This is a genomic window from Rhizobium sp. AN68, from assembly GCF_030758035.1.
Taxonomy (GTDB): domain Bacteria; phylum Pseudomonadota; class Alphaproteobacteria; order Rhizobiales; family Rhizobiaceae; genus Agrobacterium; species Agrobacterium tumefaciens.
On record NZ_JARWMI010000003.1, the window covers coordinates 754,259 to 776,970 of the forward strand.

The following is a 22,712-nucleotide window of genomic DNA, read 5'->3' on the forward strand; positions in this document are numbered from 1 at the left end:
AACGGCCTCCTCTCGAAAAAGCGGGCCGTGAAGCCAAGGAGAAAGCCATGACATTGAACAAAGTTATTCTCATAACAGGTGCGTCGAGCGGGATAGGTGAGGGTATCGCCAGAGAACTTGCCGCTGCAGGCGCGAAACTGGTTCTGGGTGCGCGCCGCATGGACCGTTTGCAGGCTTTGGCCGACGAACTGCGTCAAACGGGCGCTGAGGTTGTCGTCCATCCCCTTAATGTCACGGAAAGGCAGAGTGTCGAGGATTTTGCCGAGGCGGGACGCAAGGCGTTCGGACGGATCGACGTCATCGTCAACAATGCCGGCATCATGCCGCTATCGTTGATGTCGTCCCTCAAGGTCGATGAATGGGACCGCATGATCGACGTCAACATCAAGGGCGTGCTTTATGGCGTCGCCGCCGTTCTGCCTGAGATGACCGCCCGCGCATCCGGCCACATCGTCAACATCGCTTCCATCGGCGCACTGGCCGTTTCGCCCACCGCTGCCGTCTATTGCGCGACGAAATTTGCGGTGCGGGCGATTTCGGACGGGCTGCGGCAGGAAAACCGCGACCTGCGGGTCACCTGCATTCATCCCGGCGTGGTGGAAAGCGAACTCGCCCACACCATCACCGATCCGGCCGCCGCGGAGTTGATGCAAAGCTACCGGGCCATAGCATTGAAGCCGGACGCCATTGGCCGCGCAGTCCGCTATGCCATCGAACAACCCGACGATGTGGACGTCAATGAAATCGTCGTCCGCCCGACCGCCGCATAGGGAGGATCGGGACAATGAAGATTGTTTCGACATCGCTTGCCCTTGTACTCGCAACGGCCGCCGCCGATACCGGCCACCATCAGGAGGATCGTGCCGTGAAAGGGAATATGGACAAGGTGGCCCAGACCGAAAGCCACCCCTATATCGGCATGTGGGTCACCGGCGACGGCCATATCCGTCAGGAGCTTTTGCCTGATGGCCGCTACGACGAGGCGCGCGGCCAACGCAAAAGCGCCTATCAGGGGCGTTACGAGGTGAGGGGCAACCATATCGACTATTGGGATGATACTGGCTTTACCGCCGATGGCGAGTTCATCGACGATGTGCTCTACCACGGCGGCATGATTTTCTATCGCGAGCCGTGAACCGTCACGCTAACAGAAAAAATCCGTCCGGCTGATCGAGGCCGGGCGGATTATCTGTTTTAACGCTTCAGGCTTCCCAGTATGCCGCGCACGATGGCGCGGCCTACGGATGTGGCAACCGAGCGGGCGGCACTTTTCATTGCCGCCTCGATCACGGTTTCGCGCTGATAACCGCTCGTCTTGCGGGTGCCGGTGGTGGAGGCCTTTGTGGGTTCCTCGTCGCCGAAACCGGGCAGGCGCCAGCGTCCCGAGGCACTGTCGGACTGGCTGGAGGCATTTTCCTCTTCCGCGCGCTTGGCGGCTTCGGCTTCCGCAGCCTTCTGGGCGCGTGCGTTGAGGATTTCAAAGGCCGATTCCCGGTCCACATCCCTGTCGTATTGACCGGCAAGCGGGCCGGTATCCATCAGCAATTTGCGCTCGGCATCGGTGAGCGGCCCGACGCGGCCCGAGGGCGGCCGCACAAGGGTGCGCTCGACGATGGAGGGCGCGCCCTTGTCATGCAGGGTCGAAATCAGAGCCTCGCCCGTACCGAGCGTGGTGATGATGTCGGCTGTGTTGAAGGCGGGGTTCTGGCGGAACGTATCGGCTGCGGTGCGCACAGCCTTCTGCTCGCGCGGCGTATAGGCGCGAAGCGCATGCTGCACGCGGTTGCCCAGCTGGGCAAGAACGGTTTCCGGCACGTCCAGCGGGTTCTGCGTCACGAAGTAGACGCCCACACCCTTGGAGCGGATAAGCCGCACCACCTGCTCCACGCGCTCGACGAGCACCCTTGGCGCATCGTTAAACAGCAGATGCGCCTCATCGAAAAAGAACACCAGACGCGGCTTTTCCGGGTCGCCCACTTCCGGCAGTTCCTCGAAGAGCTCCGAGAGCATCCACAACAGGAAGGTGGCATAAAGGCGCGGGTTCATCATCAGCTTGTCGGCGGCGAGAACCGAAACCGTGCCACGCCCGTCCGTGCCGACGCGCATGATGTCGGCAATATTCAGCGCCGGCTCGCCGAAGAAGTTTGCGGCACCCTGCTGTTCGAGAACCAGCAGCCCGCGTTGCAGCGAACCGACAGAGGTCTTGGAAATCAGGCCGAACTGGCTGGACAGCGCACTTGCATTCTCGCCCATGTAGTTCAGCAGCGATTGCAGGTCTTTGAGATCGAGCAGCGGCAACCCGCCCTGATCGGCGATCTTGAAGGCAATGTTGAGCACGCCTTCCTGGGCTTCCGAAGCATCCATCAGTCGCGCCAGCAGCAGCGGGCCCATTTCGGCAATGGTGGCGCGCACGCGATGGCCTTTTTCACCGTAGAGATCCCAGAAGATCACCGGCGATTTGCCATAGGAAAAATCCGTGAAACCGATCTGTTCGGCACGTTTCTGCACCCAGTCCTTGGCTTCGCCCTGAGCGGCGATGCCGGAAAGGTCGCCCTTGATATCGGCGCAGAAAACGGGAACGCCGGCTTGCGAGAAACCTTCGGCAAGAACCTGCAGGGTCACGGTCTTGCCCGTGCCCGTTGCGCCGGTGATCAGGCCGTGGCGGTTGCCGAATTTCAGCTCCAGATATTCACCCTTGTTCAGGCTGTCGTCCGGATTGCGGCTGGTCCCGATATAGATCTGTCCGTCCTGCAACATCGACCATTTTCTCCTGCGACTGATGCATGCCCCTTAAATCGCGATCGATTTGAAGATGGTCATGTCCGAATTGAACTTTTACGGCACCCTCTGGCCGCTACTGCCAAAGCGGCCTTTTCATAGTATGGTTGTGATGATCTTATAAGGACAGTTTCAAGGCGCAACAACTGCTTGATGGCGATGAAGAAAAACCGCTTCATGAAAGTTGCCGCACCCGCCTGCCGCCCGCTTGAATGCGGCATGAGATTGTTTTACGTTGACGTTAACGTCAGTTATTCGGTGTTGGCGTCGTTTTTCAACAGGAGGCAAGAATGAACGAAGTCGTTGACCAGATCGCCGCAAAGGCGGGCATAGACCCTGCGCTGGCCGAAAAGGCTGTTGGCATGATTCTGGGTTTTCTCCAGCGCGAGGCGGCAGATGGTCCGATCGCCCGCATGATCGAAGCCATTCCGGGTGCCAGCGATCTCGTGGCACAGTATAATGGCGAGGGCGCTGGTGGCGGCGGTCTGCTGGGCGGATTGATGAGCGCGATCGGCGGCGGCGGCATCATGGGTCTCGGCCAGCAACTGATGAGCCAGGGCATCGGCATGAGCGAAATCACCACGCTCGCCAAGGAAACCATCGCCGTTGCTCGCCAGCACGCGGGCGATGAGACTGTCGATCAGGTGATCGCTTCGGTTCCGGGCCTCAGCCAGTTCGCGTAAGGCGACATTTTATTCGATAGCGGGGCGCGGCGGCTGTTGATTGAACCGGCGCCGCGCCTCTTCTATTTCCGCATGGTGGGTTTCCGCCCATATCCACACGCCGCAAAAGGCGCTGCCAAGGGTCTCTCCGAGAGACGTGAGGCCATAATCCACATGCGGTGGAATGACGGGGTGCACGGTGCGGCGCACCAGTCCGTCGCTTTCCATCTGCCTCAGCGTTTTCGTCAGCATCTTCTGGCTTATGGTGCCGACCAGCCTGCCGATCTGCGTAAAGCGAAGCGTGCCATGCTCTTCCAGCACCTCAAGGATCAGCATCGTCCATTTGTCCGCCACTTTCGCGATGATATCCTCAACCAGCGCCTCGATGACCGGATCGGTTTCCGTGGGCGGCGGAGACTTGCGCCTGTTCTCGATCATGGGATCGGCGGCATACCGTTTCATCTCACACTCTCCTTTGGGTAAGTATAATTCTTTTGGGTGCCTACTTACGAATGGAGAGTATAGCCGCTAATTTCCCGTCATCCAACAGGCAAAGGATTTTTCGATGAAAACGACAGGCAACACCATTCTCATCACCGGTGGCGGCTCCGGCATCGGCCGGGCGCTGGCGGAAGCGTTTCACCGGCTGGGCAACAAGGTCGTCATTTCCGGCCGCCGCCAGAATGTGCTGGATGAGGTAACGGCCGCCAATCCCGGCATGGCCGCGATGGTCATGGACGCGACCGACGCCGAAGGCATCCGCTCTTTCGCCGACAATCTCATCAAGACACATCCGACGCTCAACGCCGTCATCAACAATGCCGGCATCATGCGGCCGGAGGAAATCGCCTCGGCCCCGGACTATCTGGACACGGCAGAGGAAACCATCGCCACCAACCTTCTGGCGCCCATTCGCCTGACGGCGGCGCTGCTGCCGCATTTCCTCAAGCAGCCTGAAGCGACAGTGCTCACGGTATCCTCCGGCTTGGCCTTCGTGCCCATGGTAGTCACCCCAACCTACAGCGCCACCAAATCGGCCATCCATGCCTATTCGGTCGCACTTCGCGAACAACTGAAAGAAACCTCGGTTGAGGTCATCGAAATCGTGCCGCCCTATGTGCAGACGACGCTGATGGGGGAAGGCCAGGCAAGCGACGAAAGAGCCATGCCGCTCGAGGCCTTCATTTCGGAAGTGATGGACATTCTTGGCGGTCGCCCGGATGAGAAGGAAGTGGTTGTGGAACGCTGCAAGCCGCTGCGTTTCGCCGCGCAGAACGGCAATTTCGATCAGGTGTTTTCGATGGTCAACGGCATGCATCCGTAAAGGCCCGACCCTGTCTCGCACGCATCGCCTGTGATAGCGTGGCGCTCTTTAAAGGGAGCGCCAGCTTTTCATGGGCAGCCGTCAATTCCTCATGCCGAAAACCGCCATGCCCGGTATTGCTGCCGTGGTTGCGGATAGCGACCGCTCTTTTCCACGTCACATGCACGACCAGTTCGGCATCGGCCTTGTGGAGCGCGGCGCGCAGAAATCGCTGAGTGGGCGCGGCATGGTGGAGGCTGAAGCCGGCCATGTCATCACCGTCAATCCGGGTGAGGTGCATGACGGCATTCCGCTGGGAGAGGGCGGGCGCGCCTGGCGGATGATCTATCTCGACATTGATATCGTGCAGGCCGCCATTGCCGATATCATCGAAAAGGATCACGGCTTTTTCGAATTCGCCTATCCCGTCGATACAAGGCCTCTGGCAGACCGGTTCCGCGCGCTTTTTTCAGCCGTAACGGCAACTGATCGCCCGGGTGACACCCTTCGCTGCGACGAGACCCTGCTTATTCTGCTCGTGGGTGCAATGGAAACGGTGGCAACACCACGCGAGACGGCAGCGCCCGATAGCATAAGACGCGCGAAAAGCAGGATCGACGACGATCCCGCCTGGCCGTTCCGTCTTGCCGATCTGGCCCAGGAGGCCGGCGTCAGTCAGTTTCGCTTCCTGCGCTCTTTTGCCAGGGCCACGGGGCTTACGCCACACAGCTACCTTTTGCAGCGACGCCTGCATCTGGCACGGGGTGCGCTGGCCAAGGGTGCTCCACCCGCCGATGTCGCGTTTTTCGCCGGTTTCTCCGACCAGAGCCATTTGAACAGGTTTTTCGTACGGCAGTTCGGAGTGACGCCTGCGGCGTATAGGGCAGCCGTTTCGTAGGGCAGGTTGGGGTAATGGGGCTACAGACGCGAGCCTCCAAGCCTCAACGCTGCAATTTCATCCAAGACCCCCGCGCCGGACACAGTCATGCTCCTGTCCTCCATTCAACAGGACTTGCAGAAACCATGACGCCCGAATTCCTCATCACATCCCTGATCATCGCCGCTTCTCCCGGAACAGGCGTGGTTTACACGCTGGCCGCCGGCCTGTCCCAAGGGTCGAAGGCGAGCGTCGTCGCGGCTTTCGGCTGCACGCTCGGCATCGTGCCGCATCTGCTGGCCGCCATCACCGGACTTGCCGCCATTCTGCACGCGAGCGCCCTTGCCTTCGGCGTGATCAAATATCTGGGTGTCGCCTACCTGCTCTACATGGCGTGGAACACGCTTCGGGAAGATGGTTCGCTGAAGATCGACGACAAGCAGGAGCACCGCAAGGCGGGGCTGGTCATCGGTGAGGCTGTCCTCATCAATCTCCTGAACCCGAAACTGTCGATCTTCTTTTTTGCTTTCCTGCCGCAATTCATCGCGCCGGAGGAGGTTTCTCCGACGTGGCGCATGGTCGATCTCGGGCTGATCTTCATGGCCATGACGTTTCTGGTCTTTGCGCTTTACGGCTGTTTTGCCGCCTCGGTCAGGCGGCAGGTTGTGGCGCGCCCGGCCGTGCTCACCTGGCTGAGACGCAGTTTCGCCGCCGCGTTTGTGGCGCTCGGGGCGAAACTGGCGTTGACGCAGCGGTGAGACCGGACCGGGCTCAACGCAGTCAATCGTCCCAGTCGGGCGCGAGGTGACCGGGGTTGACGATGCGGCCATCGGGTTTGGCAAGCGCGTGGATCGCCTGCATTTCCTCTTCCGAGAGCGCAAAATCGAAAATGTCGAAATTCTCCTTGAGGCGGCTTTCGGTTGCGGTCTTGGAAAGCGCCACGACATCCGGCTGCTGCACCGCCCAGCGCAGCGCCACCTGTGCGGCCGTCTTGCCGTGCCTTGCACCAATATCCTTCAGAACCGAATCATCAGGCACCTTGCCATCCGCCATCAGATAATAGGCAGTGACCGAAAGCCCGTGTTTGCGCGCGGCCGCAATCACCTTCGTCTGGTCCAGATAGGGGTGGTATTCGATCTGGTTGGTGGCAAGCGGCGTGTCGGAGAGTTTGACCGCCTCTTCCGTCAGCGCCACGTTGAAGTTGGAAATGCCGATATTGCGCACCTTTCCGGCCTTGCGCACGTCGTTCAGCGCGCCGATCCTTTCCGCCAGCGGCACATCGCTTTTAGGCCAGTGCAGCAGCAGTAGATCGACATAATCCGTCTTCAGCTTTTGCAGGCTTTCATCGACGGAGGCGAGAAAATCAGCGTGGTGGTAGCGGTCCACCCAGACCTTGGTGGTCAGGAAAATATCGTGCCGGGAAATGCCGGACTTCGCGATCACTTCGCCAACCGCACCTTCATTCTTGTAGATCTGCGCCGTATCGACATGGCGGAAACCGAGTTTCAGCGCCTCCGGCAAAATGCGCCTGATATCCTCTTCCGGAATGCGGAAGGTGCCGAAACCGAGGGCGGGAATGTTCGCGCCATTCGCGTTGACGTCATACATGCATGTCTCTCCTGTTTATTGCAAACATGGCCGGCAAGGACTGCCGGATGGGGAAGCGGTCTTTTATTAACTGGTGTCAGCGCCATTGGTTTCAAGCGTCTCGCCATTGCGAGGCGCTGTGCGCGAGGCTACCAGTCGATGGTGAAACGTCGTAGATGGCATGATCGGAATGTGGAGGAACCACGCGTGTCGCGCTCACAACGGCTTCTTGATCTGTTGCAGATCCTGCGCGCCCACCGCATGCCGGTCAGCGGTACGGCGCTGGCCGCTCAAACCGGCGTCAGCCTGCGCACGCTTTACCGCGATATAGCAACGCTTCAGGCGCAGGGTGCTGACATCGAGGGCGAGGCGGGTGTGGGTTATGTGCTGCGTCCCGGTTTTTTGCTGCCGCCGCTGATGTTTTCGCAGCAGGAGATCGAGGCGCTTGTGCTCGGGTCGCGATGGGTCGCGGGCCGTGCCGATGAGGGCTTGGCGCAGGCCGCCCGCGCCGCACTCGTCAAGATCGCCGCCGTTTTGCCCGATGCCCTGCGTGAGGAACTCGATAATTCCACCCTGCTTGTCGGCCCCGGGCAGGCCATGGCCACCATCCACGTCGATCTCGCCGCCATTCGGGATATTATTCGCAAGGAGAGCAAGGTCGTGATGACCTATCGCGACGAGAAGGGAGAATTGACGGAGCGGGTGATCTGGCCCTTCGCGCTCGCTTTTTTCGATCTGGTGCGGGTGGTGCTGGCATGGTGCGAGACGCGGCAGGATTTCCGCAGTTTCCGGGCCGACCGCATCGAGAGCTTCAACCCTCTAGACAAGCGTTATCCCCGCCGCCGCCAGTCCCTGCTGAAGGAGTGGCGCGAGCGGGAAAAAAGCGACGGCAACAAAATCATGCTGACAAAAACTGACAGCACGGGAGGCTAGAACCTGTTCATCCGCAACTCAAGGAGAACAGCCATGACCCACCCCGATTTCACCATTCTCTACGTCGACAACCCGCCGGCCAGCACGGAATTTTATAAAGCCCTTCTCGGCGCAGAGCCGGTCGAAGCCTCTCCGACATTCTCCCTTTTCGTGCTTCAAAACGGCATGAAGCTCGGCCTCTGGTCGAGGCATACGGTGGAGCCGAAGGCATCGTTAACGGGCGGTGGCGGCGAGCTTGCCTTCCGCGTCGGAAGTGATGCGCAGGTGGATGAAGCCTTCGCCGACTGGAAGACAAAGGGCATCGCCATTTTGCAGCAGCCCGGCACGATGGACTTCGGCTACACATTCACTGCGGCCGACCCCGACGGCCATCGTCTGAGGGTCTACGCCTTCGCGGGTTAGAGATAATGCGTTGAGGCCGATTGGCTAAATAGTGTCGTAGCCATGTCGTACTCTAAGCTCTCCTCATCCCTGTGACAGGCACAGGAATGAGGGGAGGCGAAAACTACGCTACTTCTTCACCGCCACCACGAACAGGCGCGGAAAACGCAACAGCAGCCGGCCGTCCGCCATGGGCGGATAGGCGGCTGCGATGCGCCTGGTATAGTCGTTGAGGAAGGCCTCGCGGTGTTCCTCGCCGGCGGCGGCAAGATAGGGGCGCAGACCCGTGCCCTTCACCCATTCCACAATGCTTTCCGCATCCTTCATGGGGTGGTTGTAGATGGTGTGCCACACATCCACCCGCGCGGATTTCGGTGTCAGCGCATCGAAATAGGCTGATGGCGCGGGCAGGGGTTTGCGGCGTAATCTGCCATCCGCAAACTTGTCCTTCCAGGGGCCGTCTGCTCCCGTTTCCTCCATGGCGCGATGTGTCGGCTCCTGCAGATTGTCAGGCATCTGCACGGCAAGCACGCCGCCGCTTTCCAGCTGGTCCATCAGCTGCGAAAGAACGGCAAGATGATCCGGCACCCATTGGAACACTGCATTGGCATAAAGCAGGTCCGCCTTCTGGCTGGGCCGCCAGTTGCCGAGATCGGCCTTGCCGAAACGGGTGTTGGGCAGCCGGTCCGCCGCCTTTTCCAGCATGTCGTCGTCGCTGTCGATGCCGGTGATGACGTTGACGCCGTAACGATCGGTCAAAAGCTCGGTGGAATTGCCCGGGCCGCAGCCCAGATCGTAACCGTTCAGCACGCGCTCCAGCGGCACCTGCGCCAGAAGATCCCTTGCCGGGCGTGTCCGCTCGTCTTCAAATTTCAGATATTGCTGGGCGGACCATGCCATGATTTTCTCCTGCTGACGTGTTGCATTCGGATCGGCGAACAAGAATGGTAAGGGGCGTTGCAAGCGCCGTCAGACTGCCAGCATCGCATGGGCGAAATCCCCCCGCCATCATCCAATGCATGAATTATTGTGATGGATCTATTCATCAACCTTTTGTTTCGCCTCACAAAACGTCTTTGTCAGGGCATGCATTTGTTATTTTCCATCAAAATAAGACATGGCGGCAATTAAAACTTGACCTCACCCGGTCAGAGGCATTCACTCCCGCCGATTTCAGAGCATTGCCAGCAAAAGTGCGAAGCGGTTTTGCGTGCGGCAATGTGGCAGGACGAAAAAAGATGGAGCTCTTTCGCTTTTTGCAGAAAGGCGGAGATGCTCAAGACAGGAGACAGTCATGACCGTCGATACCGCACCCCGATCAACCACCTGGACCTATGTTGATGGTCAATGGCTGCCCGGCAATCCGCCGCTCATCGGCCCGACCTCGCATGCCATGTGGCTGGCCTCCACGGTGTTTGACGGCGCGCGCTGGTTCGATGGCGTGGCTCCCGATCTCGATCTGCATTGCCAGCGCGTCAACCGCTCGGCCACCAACATGGGCATGAAGCCGACCATGACGGCGGAAGAGATCGAGGCATTGGCGCTGGAAGGCATCAATAAATTCGACGGCAAGACCGAAATCTACATCAAGCCGATGTATTGGGCAGAACACGGTTCGCCGGGCAGCGTCGTCGCGCCCGATGCCAATTCCACCCGTTTTGCGCTGTGCCTTTTCGAAGCGCCGATGAATGCCGGCGCATCGCTGACACTCACCGTCTCGCCGCTGCGCCGTCCTTCACCGGAAACCGCGATGACGGATGCCAAGGCCGGTAGCCTTTACCCCAATAGCGGCCGCGCCATTCTGGAAGCCCGTGCACGCGGTTTCGACAACGCCCTGATGTGCGACATGAACGGCAATGTCGCTGAATCGGCATCGTCCAACGTCTTCATGGTCAAGGACGGCGTCGTCTTCACCCCGGTTCCGAACCGCACCTTCCTTGCCGGCATCACCCGTTCGCGGGTGATGAGCCTTCTGCGCCAGGCCGGTTTCGAAGTGCGCGAAGCGACCCTGTCGGTCGAGGATTTCCGCGGGGCGGATGAAATCTTCTGCTCGGGCAATTATTCCAAGGTTTCCCCTGTCGTGAAACTGGATGACCGCGCATTGCAGGCAGGTCCGGTCGCCCGAAAGGCGCTCGATCTTTACATGGATTGGGCACGTCTCGGCGCAGACGTCTAGAGCGCCGTGCGTCCTGCCGGACCCTCTGACTCTCTTTGATCTGCGCATCGTTACGGACGAAAATCGAATGTGATTTTCTGTCTGGTGGGCAAAGCTGACACGTATTTCGATCAGGGCCACGGCAGGCGTTCGGCTTGCCGTGGCCTTTTGTTTTTGCAGTGCAGTATTTTCCCGCGAAAACTGAGGGGAATTTAATCCAATTTTAGACAAACCACACGTAGTTTGCAGCATCTTCCCTTCCGGCTAACGAGGGCCGCCAGATGTCTTTCAGCATTCGTAATGTACTTGTAGGATTTTTTCTTACCATCAGCCTCGCGCTGGCCGGTTTGGTCGGAAACGAGTTGTGGCGGTCGGCCAATCGCGCCGGCACCTTTTCAGAGGTTGCGCAACTCGTCTCGCTCGACAAGCTTCTTTTCAACGCTCTTTTGAATTTCCGCAGTGAACGCGGCGACAGCGCCACGGCACTGACGCTCGATCCGTCGAAATCGACGGGCAGCGTCGCCAGCGTGCAGGCCGCACGCCAGAAGGTGGATGCTGCCATGACGGCATTCCTCACGCAGTCTTCGTCGCTTGAAGACACGCAGCTTCAGGCACCGCTGAAGCGCGTGAAAGATGTCTACGCGCAGTTCGTCGAATTGCGAAAGAAGGTTGACGCCAACGTTTCGCTGCCGCTCGACCGGCGCGAAGGCGGGCTCGACAAGACGGTCATGGCGCTCGGCGGCGATTTCCTCGCCTCGCTCGAGGCGGGCTCGACGGCGCTTGAAGGCACTGTTCGCTCTCTCGATCAGGGTCAGACCGGTTTGATCCAGTTGCGCTCTTACGGCTGGTCTGCCCGTGCCCTTGGCGGCAGCGCCACCGTCATTCTCAACGCTGCCGTTGCCCAGAACCGTCCACTGACGGCGCAGGAGATGCAGCAACTCGGCGCATTCGATGCCGGTGCGGCTTTCGCCTGGAAAGCGACCGGCGATCTGGTTACGCATGAATCGACGCCGCAATCGCTCAAGGATATCTACGCCACGGCGGACAAGACTTACTTCAAGGGCGATTTCAGCACGCAGCGCGCCAAGCTCATCGACGATCTCATGAATGGTCGCACGCCTGCCTTCACCATGGACAGCTGGCGCACCACCGTCACCGAAAACCTCGGCACGATTGCGAAAATCGCTTCTGCCGCCATGGATGTTCTGGACGCAAATGCCGCACAGGCCAAACAGGACGCCTTCATCGATGCGATGATCTATCTCGTCGTCTTCATCGCGACGCTGGCGCTCTGTATCCTCTCGCTTGCCGTCATCGTCGGCCGCGTCACCCGGCCGATCAGCCGCCTGACCAACGCGATGATGGAGCTTTCGGGCGGCAATCTTTCGATCGATGTCGCCGGCGCAAAACGCGGCGACGAGATCGGCGAGATGGCCCGCGCGGTGGAAATCTTCCGCGAGGCGGCAATCCGCAACAGGCAGCTGGAATCCGAAGCCCTGGCCAACCGCGAGCGGGCCGAGCGCGACCGCATCGAGTTGCAGCAGCGCGCCGAGGCCGAAGCCGAAGAACGGCTCAATCAGGCCACGGGTTCGCTGGCGGGCGGTCTTCGCCGTCTCGCTTCCGGCGACATGGTCTGCGAGATCGCCACGCCGTTCGCACCGCAATTCGAGGCGCTGCGGCACGATTTCAACAGCTCCGTCGTTCAACTGCGCGAAGCGCTGACAAGTGTCGGCCAGTCCGTGCAGACGGTAAATGGCGGCGCTCACGAGGTTTCGTCGGCATCCGACGATCTTTCCCGCCGCACGGAGCAGCAGGCTGCCTCTCTGGAAGAGACCGCTGCCGCGCTGGAAGAGATCACCGCCAATGTTTCGGCCACCTCCAAGCGGGCAGGCGATGCGCGTGACACGGTGCGTGAGGCAAGGGCAAAGGCCGATCTTTCCGGCAAGGTGGTGCGCGATGCCGTTTCCGCCATGGAACGCATCGAGCATTCCTCGCGCCAGATCGGCCAGATCATCGGTGTTATTGACGAAATCGCCTTCCAGACCAACCTTCTGGCGCTGAATGCGGGCGTCGAGGCGGCGCGGGCGGGCGATGCGGGCAAGGGTTTTGCAGTCGTTGCACAGGAAGTGCGCGAACTGGCCCAGCGTTCCGCCAAGGCCGCCAAGGAAATCAAGCAGCTCATCAACACGTCAGCCGTTGCGGTGGGTGAGGGCGTGAAGCTTGTCGCCGATACTGGCGTCGGACTTTCCGAGATCGAGCAGCTCGTACTGTCCGTCAACACCCATATGGACGCCATCGCCACCGCGGCGCAGGAACAGTCCGCCGGTCTCTCCGAGGTCAACACCGCCGTCAACCACATGGATCAGGCTACGCAGCAGAACGCCGCGATGGTTGAGGAAATGAATGCGGCCGGTGCGGGTCTTGCGCAGGAATGTGCCAATCTCCAGGCTTTGTTGGCGCAGTTCCAGCTCGGTCAGCAGACTTCCGCATTGCGCGAGACGGCAAGGCACATGCGAGAGGCGAGCCCCGCACGTGCACCCGTCTCCCAGCCGTCCAGATCCCGCCCGGTCACTGCTTCGCGTGGCAATGCCGCGCTGGCCGTGAAGGGTGATGACTGGACCGAGTTCTGAGGACGAGATTGCCTTTGGCTTCGGGGTCCAGCGCGATCGGTTCTCTGATCGCGTACGACTCTTCTCACGGCGCAGACGCGCCGTGGCTGGATGCCGGATCCAGTCCGGCATGACGAAACAAAAAGTCGCAAGCACCAACAGATCGAAGCCCGCGTCCGAAATCGACGCGGGCTTCATCGTTTCTGCAGGTTTGGCAATGCAGCAGCGAGCGCCCTTAGTGGCGCGGTCATGTGCTTGTCGCGTCTGAGGGCAAGGGCGATCCGCCGTTCGAGCGGCGGCTCGAGCGAGCGCCATTCAAGCCCCGATGGAGCATCTTCATGCTCCATCGCCATGCGTGGCACGATGGCAAGGCCAAGGCCCGCGCCGGCCAGTTTCTTGATGGCCTCGACGCTGCCCAGTTCCATGGCGGGTTGCACGGTGCGGCCGCTTGCCGAAAACCATTGATCCACGAGCTTGCGCGTATTGCCGCCTTCGTAAAGCAGCAATGGCTGTGTCGAAAGCGTCTCGGCATTCAGGATTGTTGCGTCGCTGATGGTGCCAAGCGGGAAAACCGCAACCAGTTCATCGAGATGGATGTCGCTGATATCGAGGCTGCGGCCGCTGGCCGGCAGGGCCACCACCGCCGCATCGATCGTATTGGCTTCGAGAAGCCTCAGTATATCGTGGGTATTGCCGGTCTGCACGACGATGTCTATCCCCGGCATCACCTGGCGGATTTTGCCCAGCACTGGCGGCAGAAGATAGATGCAGGCGGTGGCGCCCGTGCCGATGCGCAAGCGTCCCGTCACGCCGCTGCGATGAGGGGCTACGGTATCGATGGCATGCGCCACTTCTTCCGCAATCCGTCTTGCATGGATGAGAAAGTCCCGGCCCGCCGCCGTCGGCTGCGCGCGCCTGCCGACCCGTTCGATCAGCCGCACACCGAGCTGCTTTTCCAGCTGCCGGATGTGCAGGCTGATGGCTGGCTGCGTCAGCCCCGCCTTATCGGCTGCGGCGGAAAAGCTGCCGAGATCGGCGACATCCATGAAGCTGCGCACCTGCCGCAGATCGAGGTCCATCATCAAAGAAAACCTTATCGTTTGTATAAGACAGATAATCTTTATTTTGACTGAGCCGCAATGCACAATAATGCCGTGAATGACCACAGGACACGAGAATGACCCTTCCAACAATTTCCAGCCTTACCATCCGCCCCTGCGAGGAGGCGGATATTCCAGCCATTACCGAAATCTACCGGGATGCCGTGCTGCATGGCCGCGCCAGCTTCGAGATCGATCCGCCAAGCGTGGATATGATGCTTGAGCGCCGCCGTCTGCTGGTGGAAGGCAATTACTCCTATCTCGTCGCCGAAATCGACGGAAAGGTAGCCGGATATGCCTATGCCGGCGCCTATCGTCCGCGCCCGGCCTATGGTGCTGCTGTGGAGAATTCCGTTTATATCGATCCGGCCATGAAGGGCATGGGAATTGGCCGCAAGCTGCTCGATGCGCTGATCGAGGATGCGACTTCGCGCGGCTTTCGGCAGATGATTGCGGTCATCGGCGATAGCGCCAACGCCGCCTCCATCGGTGTGCACCGCGCCGCCGGTTTCGAGCATGTCGGCACATTCAAGTCCATCGGCTGGAAACACGGCCAGTGGCTGGACACGGTGCTGATGCAGCGCGCGCTGGGCGATGGCGACACCACGCCCCGTTTCTGAAACCTCAGGGCTTGGTGGAGCCGGGGATTTCAACCTTCAGCGTATCGCCGGCAAGCTCGCTGCCGAGTTCGACGGCCTTGGTCTTCTTGTCGTAAACGCAGATATGGCTGATCGTCGCATCCGCGCCCTTGGCCTTGCCGGTGAGGACGGCGAGGCCATAATTCTCGCTGCCCACCGGATCGACCACCACCTTGGCGTCCTCGATCATGTCTTTGCCGGCGCCAAGGCACGCCGTCTGCACATCCGCCACGAATTCCTTCCAGGCATCGTCAGACGATGCGACGGCCGGAAGCGCCAGCGAGGAGAAGGCGGCGAGAAGCAGCGCGCAATGGATCATGGAGCGGGTCATGGAATTTCCTTCCTGCAATTTCATCAAAAGCGAACCGATAGGGTGGAAAACAGTACGCCAGGGTTGTGAAACAAATGTGGTGGCGGCTGGCTTGAGAGGAATTTTCTCTTTTGTCGGAACATTTTGATATTTCACAGGTTGCCCAAACAGAGGTTCGCTCCTATGGTCCGCTCACACGGTTTCTAGGAGCGGTAACCCGCTGCAAAAAGGAGTAAAAACCATGGCCTTCGAACTTCCTGAACTCCCCTACGACTACGACGCGCTTGCACCATACATGTCGCGCGAGACGCTCGAGTTCCATCACGACAAGCACCACAAGGCATATGTCGACAACGGCAACAAGCTGGCGGCGGAAGCCGGTCTTTCCGACCTTTCGCTTGAGGAAGTCGTGAAGAAGTCCTTTGGCACCAATGCTGGTCTCTTCAACAATGCTGCCCAGCATTACAACCACGTCCATTTCTGGAAGTGGCTGAAGAAGGACGGCGGCGGCAACAAGCTGCCGGGCAAGCTGGAACAGGCATTCGCCTCCGATCTCGGCGGTTACGACAAGTTCAAGGCTGATTTCATCGCTGCCGGCACCACGCAGTTCGGCTCCGGCTGGGCATGGGTTTCCGTCAAGAACGGCAAGCTCGAAATCTCCAAGACCCCGAACGGCGAAAACCCGCTGGTTCATGGCGCAGAACCGATCCTCGGCGTCGACGTATGGGAACACTCCTACTACATCGACTACCGCAACCTGCGTCCGAAGTACCTCGAAGCCTTCGTCGACAACCTCATCAACTGGGACTATGTCCTGGAGCGTTACGAAGCCGCTTCCAAGTAAGTTTTGCGGATTGTAATTTTCTGAGCACCCGGCCCCCCAAAGGCCGGGTGTTCTGCTTTTGAGGTCGACAATCCAGCGTGTCGCTCCCATTTGTCACAAGCCTGTCATCCGCCCGGTTTATCGCGGCGCATCATGACTGAAAAAACCACACCGCTCTTCTCATTCGGCATCGTTGCCGATCCCCAATATGCCGATGCCGAACCCCGCCCGGATATGGGCCGGTATTATGCCGAAAGCCCGAAAAAGCTTGGCGAAGCGATCGACGCCTTCAATCGCGAGGAACTGGCCTTCGTGGTAACGCTGGGCGATATCATTGATCGCGGTTTTGAAAATTTCGATGCGATCCTTGGCGTCTACGAGCAGCTTCGCCACCCTTCGGTGATGCTGCCGGGAAATCACGATTTCGCCGTTGCCGCCGAACACTTGTCCGCCATCCATGCCCGCCTCGGCATGGCGTCGCCCTGGCACGATTTCACCATCGGTGAGATACGTTTCGTGGTGCTTGACGGCAACGAGGTCAGCCTGTTTGCCCCGCCGCCGGGCGATCCGCGCCGCACGCTGGCGCAAGAGCGTCTGAGGCGCCTGCAAGAGGTGGGTGCGATCAATGCGCAGGACTGGAATGCGTCGCTCAGCGACGAACAGTTCGAATGGCTGCGGACCGTTCTGCAAAAGGCGGATGCGGCGGGTGAAAAAGTGGTCATTCTCTGCCACTATCCGGTCTATCCGGACAACGCCCATAATATGTGGGACGCGCCCCGCATCCTCGATCTTCTGGATGTACACCCTTCGGTCCTCGCATGGTTCAGCGGCCATAATCATGAGGGCAATTACGGGGTGCAGGGCAACACTCACTTCGTCAACTTCAAGGGCATGGTGGATACGCCAGACCAGAACACCTTCGCCATTGCCGATGTGTTTGCCGACCGAATCGTCATCCGCGGTTTCGGGCGGGAAGACGATAGGGTGCTGGAGCACTTGCGGCATAACGCTGCCGTGCTTTGAAGTCAGTACCACCCTCTCAACCGTCATCACTGTCACAGGAATGGCGGTTGAGACGGGGGCACCGACACACAACGAAGATTGAAAGACGCGCTAAATCAGTTGCTTTACGCGCCGGCTTGATTCGTCGTTCGTTCCGAAGTCCCCAGCTGATTGCTCTGCCAGCCGCTCATCCACAATTGCCGCAACCTTTCGCCTTCCATCTTGAAAAAGCTGCCGGTTGTCTTGCAGGTCAGAACGCGGTCGGAGCGGAAATTGCGGATCGCTTGCCTGAGTTCGCACCAGGCGACGATATTGGTCGTCTCCGAATAATAGATCGTGGCGATGGGCCGGATCTGTCGCCGGGTCTCGGTGCCGGTTTCATCGCCATAGGTTATGTCCAACCGCTCCTCGTCGCGCACCGCCCGCCTGACCATGGCAAGATCGACGCCGGCGGGTGAGGGCGCGATGCTGCCCCAGGCGTGCAGGGCATTGGCCGACAGGGTTTTCGACAGGGGTTCGGGCAGGGATGCCGCAATCTTGTCGCTGACCTTTTTGGCCGCCTGCCGCAATTCGATATCGCCCGTGCGCGCGACCATGGCGAGCGCAAGCACGATCGCCTCCGTCTCCTCGATGGAAAACATCAGCGGCGGCAGGTTGAAGCCGGGACGCAGGATGTAACCGACGCCGCGTTCGCCTTCGATCGGCACGCGCATGGTCTGAAGGGCCGAAATATCGCGATAGACCGAGCGCACCGTGACTTCCAGTGCCTCGGCAATGGTCTGCGCGGTGATCGGCCTGCGCGCCACCCGCAGGATCTGGATGATCTCGAACAGTCTCGATGCCTTGCGCATTGCCGTTTTTCCCGGTGGTTTCCCAACGCAACTGACACAACGCTGTCAGTTGGCTTTTCCTATAAGCAGCAAAACACATTGAGAAACATGAGTTTTCCCGAATGTGTCGAAAATTGTTTTGGGAGATACTGACATGAGTTACGCCGAAAATCTCTGGCTTTTCTTTCTGGTCCTGTTCGGCATCATCATCCTGCCGGGAATGGATATGCTGTTCGTGCTGGCAAGTGCGTTGACGGGTGGCAAAAGAACCGGGCTTTCCGCCGCAAGTGGCATGAGCGCCGGCGGCATGGTGCATTCACTTTACGGTGCATTGGGCGTCGGCATGCTTGCCGCCTGGATGCCGTCGCTGTTCCTGCCGCTGCTGGTCGCCGGCGCCGCTTACATGGTCTGGATCGGCGTCGGCCTGATGCGCAGCGCCATCACCGTCAATGGCGATGAGGCGCAGGCGAGCGCCTCTGTCAGAAAGGCGTTCTGGCGGGCCGTTCTCACCTGCCTTTCCAATCCGAAAGCCTATCTCTTCATGATGGCGATCTATCCGCAATTCCTCAAACCCGACTATGGTCCAATCTGGATGCAGGGTCTGGTAATGGGCGCGATGGTGGCCATCACGCAGTTCACGGTCTATGGCGCTCTGGCGCTGACGGCGGATAAAAGCCGGGCATGGCTCGTTTCCTCGCCTGCCGCGACGATTTTCATCGGCCGCGCCGCCGGTTTCATGCTGATTGCCGCAGCCCTGGTTACGCTTTGGGAAGCACTCTCCTAGACTTCTGTTTTCTTGGGGAAATTCACTGCAATGTGACTTCTTTTCGCCATGCGGAAAGGGCATCCTCGCGCCGTTATCGCGCGTTCGGCATCTGCCGGAATCAAGGAGAGAGTGTATGAAACTGAAAACCATCGCGGCGGCCATGCTTTTCGGCTGTCTTTGCGCCGGAGCGGTCTACGCTGCCGGCGAAGTCGAAAAACGTGAAGGCATGATGAAGCAGATCGGCGGCTCCATGGGGGCGCTTGCTGCCATCTCCAAGGGCCAGAAGCCTTATGACGCCGAAGCCGTAAAGGCTGCCGTGACGACCATCAGCACCAACGCCAAGGCTTTCCCCGACCAGTTTCCCCCGGGCAGCGAGACCGGCAGTTCTGCGGCACCCGCGATCTGGGAAAATTTCGATGACTTCAAGTCCAAGGCCGCCAAGCTCGGTGCCGATGCGGACAAGGTCCTCGCCAGCCTTCCCGCCGATCAGGCAGGCGTCACCGCCGCCATGCAGACCCTCGGTGCCGATTGTGGTGCGTGCCACCAGACCTACCGTCTGAAGAAGTGATCCTATTAAGAACGCCGCTTCCCGGCGGCGTTTTTTTCAGCGGGAATGATGCCTGATCTCATCAGGTGATAATGGGGAGAGGGGTCATGGCCTCCATTTGGACGAAGCTCGCGGGCGGGATCGCGGTGGCGGCCATTGCCGGTTTCGGCATTTTCGCCTGGGTCACCGCGCCTGTGCGTCAGGCACCCAGCCACTGGGTGAGCCTTGGCGAGCCGGACCTTGCCAATGGCGAAACGCTGTTCTGGGCGGGCGGCTGCGCAAGTTGCCATGCGGCACCAGATGCCAAGGGCGATGCGCTTTTGACGCTTTCGGGCGGGCAAGCGTTGAAAAGCCCCTTCGGCACCTTCCATGTGCCCAATATTTCCTCCGATCCGCAGCATGGCATTGGCGGCTGGACGCTTTCGGAATTCGGCGATGCGATGACGCGCGGCGTCGGCAAGAACGGCGAACATCTCTATCCGTCCTTCCCTTACGCCTCCTATGCCCGCATGACGCAGAAGGACATCAACGACCTCTTCGGTTATTTGCGGGTTCTGCCCGCCAGCCAGAATGACGCGCCGGATCATGAACTGCCGTTCCCCTTCAACATGCGCATGGCATTGGGCGGCTGGAAATTCCTCTATTTCGATACATCCGCGCCACCCCGCGTCGAGCTTGCCGATGCCAATGCCGAATTGCTGCGCGGCCAATATCTGGTGGAAGGCCCGGGCCATTGCGGCGAATGTCACACGCCGCGCAATGCGCTTGGCGGTTTTCTCGATGGCAAATGGCTGGCCGGTGGTCCAAATCCCGAAGGCGAGGGCCGCATTCCCGATATTACCCCCGGCTCGCAGAGTGTCGGAAGCTGGGAGGCGGCCGATATTGCCAACTATCTGGAAACCGGCTTCACCCCGGAATTCGACAGCGTCGGCGGCTCCATGGTCAAGGTGCAGCAGAACATGGCGCATCTGACGGCCGAAGACCGCAATGCGATCGCCGCCTATCTGAAGGCCATCCCGGCACGGTAGCCCTTTGCCGTCATGCCGGACTTGATCCGGCATCCAGCCGCGGCGCGCAATTCTCACGCCGGCCTGCCATTGACTCCCACCCACACCCATCGGATAACGATCCTGTGATGGTTCCTTCCGGGCGTTCCGGAAGGTGAAAAGGGAACACGATAGGGAGACATCCTCATTCGTGGCTGCCCCCGCAACTGTGAGCGGAGAGCCTGAAACGAAATGCCACTGGTAAGCATCTCGCCGGATATGGGCGAGGGCAATGCCGGGAAGGTGTTTCAGGTTTTGACCCGTAAGCCAGGAGACCTGCCATCACGGAAATGTCCATGCCGGCGGGGTGTCCGGAAGAGCGGAATTTCAGGGTGGTGGTGCTTGAACGTGCCGCCCTGTGTCAGTCTCGTATCCCCGTGGTGAAGTGTATCGCATGCGGCTGCACGGCGTTTGCCGTTCCGCCGCGTCTAAAGGCGCGGGGTCGCGCCGTAAGAGGGGTCACCATGTCCATCAACCAGAATACGGCAAATGCCGCCGTTTCAGCAAAAACGGGCAGCTTCGCGCAATCGCTGACGGCGATCGTGCTTGGCCTGTTCGTCGTCGGTTTTGTCGGCTTTTCGCATGTGGAAGCCGTTCACAACGCCGCGCATGACACACGTCATGCCAATGCTTTCCCTTGCCATTGAGGGGGGGAAGCATGTCGTTCTTTCGCAATATCGTTTTTACCGCCGTCCTCGTCGGCATCGTTGGCGGCTTCGCCGTTTCGGCCATGCAGGCTTTCGGCACCACGCCGCTGATCCTGAAGGCGGAAGCCTATGAAAATGCCGGTGGCGAAGCGCCCCACAGCCACGATGCTCCGGCCACGACCGGCGCTGCCGTTCCCGCGCACGAACATAACGAGGAAGCCTGGTCTCCGGCCGACGGCTTCGAGCGCACCGCCTATACGGTCGCCGCCAACGTGCTGACTGCCATCGGTTATGCGCTGGTGCTGACCGGCCTCATCTCGCTGCGCGGCACCGATGCCGGCTGGCGCGAAGGCCTTTTGTGGGGTGTGGCCGGTTTTGCCGCCGTCATGCTTGCGCCGATGATCGGCCTGCCGCCGGAACTGCCGGGCAGCCCGGCGGCCGCGCTTGAGGCGCGTCAAATCTGGTGGCTTTCGACGGTTGCGGCGACCGCAGGCGGCATTGCGCTGATCGCATTCCGCCGCGAACCCTGGGCAATCGTGCTCGCAATGGTGTTGATCGTTGCTCCACATGTGGTGGGCGCGCCCCTGCCGCCGGAAGGTGAACATGCGCTGGCACCGCTGCCGCTGGAACGACAGTTCATCGTCGCCGCCACCGTGACCAGCTTTGTCTTCTGGGCCTTGCTCGGAACATTGAGCGCGTTTTTCCTGAAGCGCTTCCAGCAGGCTTGAAACCATGCAGGGCGCAGCCGAATGGAGTGAGGAACTCGATGCGCTGCGTTTTGCCGTTCCCGGTCACGGCGCTTTCTGCGCCGTGCATCGCCTTGCTTTCAAGGCAGTCCTTGGCGTCAGCCCGGAACGGGAAGCGGCGCTCGCCTATTTTCATGAGAATGAGGCTGCCTTTACGGCCGCAGCCCTTGCCAAGATAAAACGCTCGGCTTTGCCGGCCGGTCGCAGTCTGCATCTCAACAGCCGCGATATCCGCCGTGCGATTGCGGGGGAGGGCGGGGATGTCGCGCTCCGTGTCTGCCGGGTGCTTGATCAGGGGTGATTTGTGATGGTCTCGCGGCTTAACTTCCCCACCACCTCATTCCTGTGACAAGCACAGGAATGAGGTGGGAGGATCCGCAAAACTCTCGACACCAAGGTGAGCCTCACCGGTGCTCCGCCGCGAAAACCTGAAGTTCCGCCTCGGCTTCCGGACCAAAGAGGCCGAGGTGTTTCAGAATTTCCACCGCGAAACTGACGGGTGCACTGCCGGCTGCGGTTACGATGCCGCCATCGCTGACCGCCTTCGGCTGGTCGCGATAGAGCGCTTCGCCGCGATAGGACGGATAGGTCTTGTGAGAGGCGAGCGAATTTCCGGTATGGGCGACGTCATCAAGGGCGCCCGTGCCTGCAAGCGCGCTGGCAGCCGCGCAGATGCCGGCAACCAGTCGGCCCTTCTCGCGAAACCGCTGTACCAGCCCGCCAAGATCGACAGCCGTTCCCTTTTCCCAGCTGAGGCCGCCGGGAATGACGAGCGCATCGATGTTAGCAGGATCAAGCGCGTCATAGGATGTGTCGGGCGTAACGTTGAGCCCGCCCATTGAAACCACGGGCCGGCCGTCCGGGGTTGCGTAAACGATCTCGACGCCGAGATAGCCGCGCGCGGCGGCGGCAAGCAGCGCCGGTTCCCAGTCCGCAAAATCCTGCGCAAGCGCAATGGCAATCCGTGTCATG

General features: G+C 60.2%; 27 protein-coding genes and 1 riboswitch. Of the genes, 19 read left to right on the forward strand and 8 right to left on the reverse strand.

Annotation, left to right across the window (positions count from 1 at the left end):
* Window positions 1-47 precede the first annotated feature (47 nt).
* Window positions 48-770: an SDR family oxidoreductase gene (locus RBH71_RS16670; protein WP_003511923.1), complete on the forward strand. Its 723-nt coding sequence runs from the start codon at window positions 48-50 to the stop codon at window positions 768-770.
* Between the two features lie 14 nt (window positions 771-784).
* The gene (locus RBH71_RS16675; RefSeq protein ID WP_003511924.1) at window positions 785-1,135 is read left to right on the forward strand and encodes an Atu4866 domain-containing protein; all 351 of its coding nucleotides are present in this window, start codon (window positions 785-787) and stop codon (window positions 1,133-1,135) included.
* Between the two features lie 59 nt (window positions 1,136-1,194).
* Here the strand turns inward: RBH71_RS16675 and RBH71_RS16680 are convergent, their stop codons facing one another.
* On the reverse strand, window positions 1,195-2,757 hold the full coding sequence (locus RBH71_RS16680; protein ID WP_003511925.1) for a helicase HerA-like C-terminal domain-containing protein: 1,563 nt from the start codon (window positions 2,755-2,757) through the stop codon (window positions 1,195-1,197).
* 311 nt (window positions 2,758-3,068) lie between these two features.
* On the opposite strand from RBH71_RS16680, the gene RBH71_RS16685 reads away from it, so the two are divergent.
* Complete coding sequence (locus tag RBH71_RS16685) at window positions 3,069-3,461, forward strand: hypothetical protein (RefSeq protein ID WP_003511926.1); 393 nt, start codon at window positions 3,069-3,071, stop codon at window positions 3,459-3,461.
* 9 nt (window positions 3,462-3,470) lie between these two features.
* Here the strand turns inward: RBH71_RS16685 and RBH71_RS16690 are convergent, their stop codons facing one another.
* A complete protein-coding gene (locus RBH71_RS16690) occupies window positions 3,471-3,902 on the reverse strand; it encodes a winged helix-turn-helix transcriptional regulator (protein WP_003511927.1) in 432 nt (143 codons plus the stop codon).
* A gap of 103 nt (window positions 3,903-4,005) precedes the next feature.
* On the opposite strand from RBH71_RS16690, the gene RBH71_RS16695 reads away from it, so the two are divergent.
* The 3 genes from RBH71_RS16695 (at window position 4,006) to RBH71_RS16705 (ending at window position 6,378) form a co-directional block, all read left to right on the forward strand.
* The gene (locus RBH71_RS16695; protein WP_003511930.1) at window positions 4,006-4,764 is read left to right on the forward strand and encodes an SDR family oxidoreductase; all 759 of its coding nucleotides are present in this window, start codon (window positions 4,006-4,008) and stop codon (window positions 4,762-4,764) included.
* A gap of 70 nt (window positions 4,765-4,834) precedes the next feature.
* Entirely contained in the window at window positions 4,835-5,641 is an 807-nt protein-coding gene (locus RBH71_RS16700; RefSeq protein WP_003511932.1) for an AraC family transcriptional regulator, read from the forward strand.
* Between the two features lie 125 nt (window positions 5,642-5,766).
* Window positions 5,767-6,378 (forward strand): LysE family translocator, encoded by a 612-nt coding sequence (locus tag RBH71_RS16705; RefSeq protein ID WP_003511933.1) that lies wholly within the window; start codon window positions 5,767-5,769, stop codon window positions 6,376-6,378.
* A 22-nt stretch (window positions 6,379-6,400) separates the two neighbouring features.
* Here RBH71_RS16705 and RBH71_RS16710 read toward each other — a convergent pair whose 3' ends face one another.
* Window positions 6,401-7,228 carry an aldo/keto reductase gene (locus tag RBH71_RS16710; protein WP_003511935.1) on the reverse strand — a complete coding sequence of 276 codons (828 nt, stop codon included), beginning with the start codon at window positions 7,226-7,228 and terminating at the stop codon, window positions 6,401-6,403.
* Window positions 7,229-7,414: 186 nt separating this feature from the next.
* Between RBH71_RS16710 and RBH71_RS16715 the strand changes: the two genes are divergently transcribed.
* Window positions 7,415-8,140, forward strand: a complete 726-nt coding sequence (locus tag RBH71_RS16715; protein ID WP_323687422.1) for a YafY family protein — start codon at window positions 7,415-7,417, stop codon at window positions 8,138-8,140.
* Between the two features lie 33 nt (window positions 8,141-8,173).
* Window positions 8,174-8,542 carry a VOC family protein gene (locus RBH71_RS16720; protein WP_003511943.1) on the forward strand — a complete coding sequence of 123 codons (369 nt, stop codon included), beginning with the start codon at window positions 8,174-8,176 and terminating at the stop codon, window positions 8,540-8,542.
* Window positions 8,543-8,650: 108 nt separating this feature from the next.
* On the opposite strand, the gene tam is transcribed toward RBH71_RS16720, so the two are convergent.
* A complete protein-coding gene (tam, locus tag RBH71_RS16725) occupies window positions 8,651-9,421 on the reverse strand; it encodes a trans-aconitate 2-methyltransferase (RefSeq protein ID WP_003511945.1) in 771 nt (256 codons plus the stop codon).
* Window positions 9,422-9,815: 394 nt separating this feature from the next.
* On the opposite strand from tam, the gene RBH71_RS16730 reads away from it, so the two are divergent.
* Together RBH71_RS16730 and RBH71_RS16735 are read left to right on the forward strand one after the other, a co-directional pair.
* Window positions 9,816-10,697: a branched-chain amino acid aminotransferase gene (locus RBH71_RS16730; protein ID WP_003511946.1), complete on the forward strand. Its 882-nt coding sequence runs from the start codon at window positions 9,816-9,818 to the stop codon at window positions 10,695-10,697.
* Between the two features lie 260 nt (window positions 10,698-10,957).
* Window positions 10,958-13,306, forward strand: coding sequence for a methyl-accepting chemotaxis protein (locus RBH71_RS16735; protein ID WP_003511949.1), 2,349 nt, complete (start codon window positions 10,958-10,960; stop codon window positions 13,304-13,306).
* Window positions 13,307-13,479: 173 nt separating this feature from the next.
* Here the strand turns inward: RBH71_RS16735 and RBH71_RS16740 are convergent, their stop codons facing one another.
* Window positions 13,480-14,367 carry a LysR family transcriptional regulator gene (locus RBH71_RS16740; RefSeq protein WP_003511950.1) on the reverse strand — a complete coding sequence of 296 codons (888 nt, stop codon included), beginning with the start codon at window positions 14,365-14,367 and terminating at the stop codon, window positions 13,480-13,482.
* 95 nt (window positions 14,368-14,462) lie between these two features.
* Here RBH71_RS16740 and RBH71_RS16745 point away from each other — a divergent pair, with 95 nt between their 5' ends.
* The gene (locus RBH71_RS16745) at window positions 14,463-15,005 is read left to right on the forward strand and encodes a GNAT family N-acetyltransferase (RefSeq protein WP_003511952.1); all 543 of its coding nucleotides are present in this window, start codon (window positions 14,463-14,465) and stop codon (window positions 15,003-15,005) included.
* A 4-nt stretch (window positions 15,006-15,009) separates the two neighbouring features.
* Here RBH71_RS16745 and RBH71_RS16750 read toward each other — a convergent pair whose 3' ends face one another.
* Complete coding sequence (locus RBH71_RS16750) at window positions 15,010-15,354, reverse strand: hypothetical protein (RefSeq protein ID WP_112357392.1); 345 nt, start codon at window positions 15,352-15,354, stop codon at window positions 15,010-15,012.
* Between the two features lie 220 nt (window positions 15,355-15,574).
* On the opposite strand from RBH71_RS16750, the gene RBH71_RS16755 reads away from it, so the two are divergent.
* Both RBH71_RS16755 and RBH71_RS16760 read left to right on the forward strand, forming a co-directional pair.
* Complete coding sequence (locus RBH71_RS16755) at window positions 15,575-16,177, forward strand: superoxide dismutase (RefSeq protein ID WP_003511955.1); 603 nt, start codon at window positions 15,575-15,577, stop codon at window positions 16,175-16,177.
* A gap of 132 nt (window positions 16,178-16,309) precedes the next feature.
* Window positions 16,310-17,179: a metallophosphoesterase gene (locus RBH71_RS16760; protein ID WP_003511957.1), complete on the forward strand. Its 870-nt coding sequence runs from the start codon at window positions 16,310-16,312 to the stop codon at window positions 17,177-17,179.
* Between the two features lie 104 nt (window positions 17,180-17,283).
* On the opposite strand, the gene RBH71_RS16765 is transcribed toward RBH71_RS16760, so the two are convergent.
* On the reverse strand, window positions 17,284-18,009 hold the full coding sequence (locus RBH71_RS16765) for a helix-turn-helix transcriptional regulator (protein WP_003511959.1): 726 nt from the start codon (window positions 18,007-18,009) through the stop codon (window positions 17,284-17,286).
* A 133-nt stretch (window positions 18,010-18,142) separates the two neighbouring features.
* Between RBH71_RS16765 and RBH71_RS16770 the strand changes: the two genes are divergently transcribed.
* The 6 genes from RBH71_RS16770 to RBH71_RS16795 all read left to right on the forward strand — a co-directional run bounded on the left by RBH71_RS16770 (window position 18,143) and on the right by RBH71_RS16795 (window position 22,041).
* Window positions 18,143-18,772, forward strand: coding sequence for a LysE family translocator (locus RBH71_RS16770; RefSeq protein WP_003511960.1), 630 nt, complete (start codon window positions 18,143-18,145; stop codon window positions 18,770-18,772).
* A 115-nt stretch (window positions 18,773-18,887) separates the two neighbouring features.
* On the forward strand, window positions 18,888-19,322 hold the full coding sequence (locus tag RBH71_RS16775) for a c-type cytochrome (protein WP_003511961.1): 435 nt from the start codon (window positions 18,888-18,890) through the stop codon (window positions 19,320-19,322).
* Window positions 19,323-19,408: 86 nt separating this feature from the next.
* Window positions 19,409-20,329 carry a c-type cytochrome gene (locus RBH71_RS16780; RefSeq protein ID WP_003511962.1) on the forward strand — a complete coding sequence of 307 codons (921 nt, stop codon included), beginning with the start codon at window positions 19,409-19,411 and terminating at the stop codon, window positions 20,327-20,329.
* A gap of 91 nt (window positions 20,330-20,420) precedes the next feature.
* Window positions 20,421-20,646: riboswitch (cobalamin riboswitch) on the forward strand.
* A gap of 165 nt (window positions 20,647-20,811) precedes the next feature.
* Window positions 20,812-20,994 carry a CbtB domain-containing protein gene (locus tag RBH71_RS16785; protein ID WP_003494386.1) on the forward strand — a complete coding sequence of 61 codons (183 nt, stop codon included), beginning with the start codon at window positions 20,812-20,814 and terminating at the stop codon, window positions 20,992-20,994.
* An 11-nt stretch (window positions 20,995-21,005) separates the two neighbouring features.
* Window positions 21,006-21,722: a CbtA family protein gene (locus tag RBH71_RS16790; protein WP_003511968.1), complete on the forward strand. Its 717-nt coding sequence runs from the start codon at window positions 21,006-21,008 to the stop codon at window positions 21,720-21,722.
* Window positions 21,723-21,726: 4 nt separating this feature from the next.
* Entirely contained in the window at window positions 21,727-22,041 is a 315-nt protein-coding gene (locus tag RBH71_RS16795; protein WP_003511970.1) for a hypothetical protein, read from the forward strand.
* A gap of 103 nt (window positions 22,042-22,144) precedes the next feature.
* On the opposite strand, the gene RBH71_RS16800 is transcribed toward RBH71_RS16795, so the two are convergent.
* Window positions 22,145-22,711 carry a type 1 glutamine amidotransferase family protein gene (locus RBH71_RS16800; protein ID WP_003511972.1) on the reverse strand — a complete coding sequence of 189 codons (567 nt, stop codon included), beginning with the start codon at window positions 22,709-22,711 and terminating at the stop codon, window positions 22,145-22,147.
* Window position 22,712: the final 1 nt, after the last annotated feature.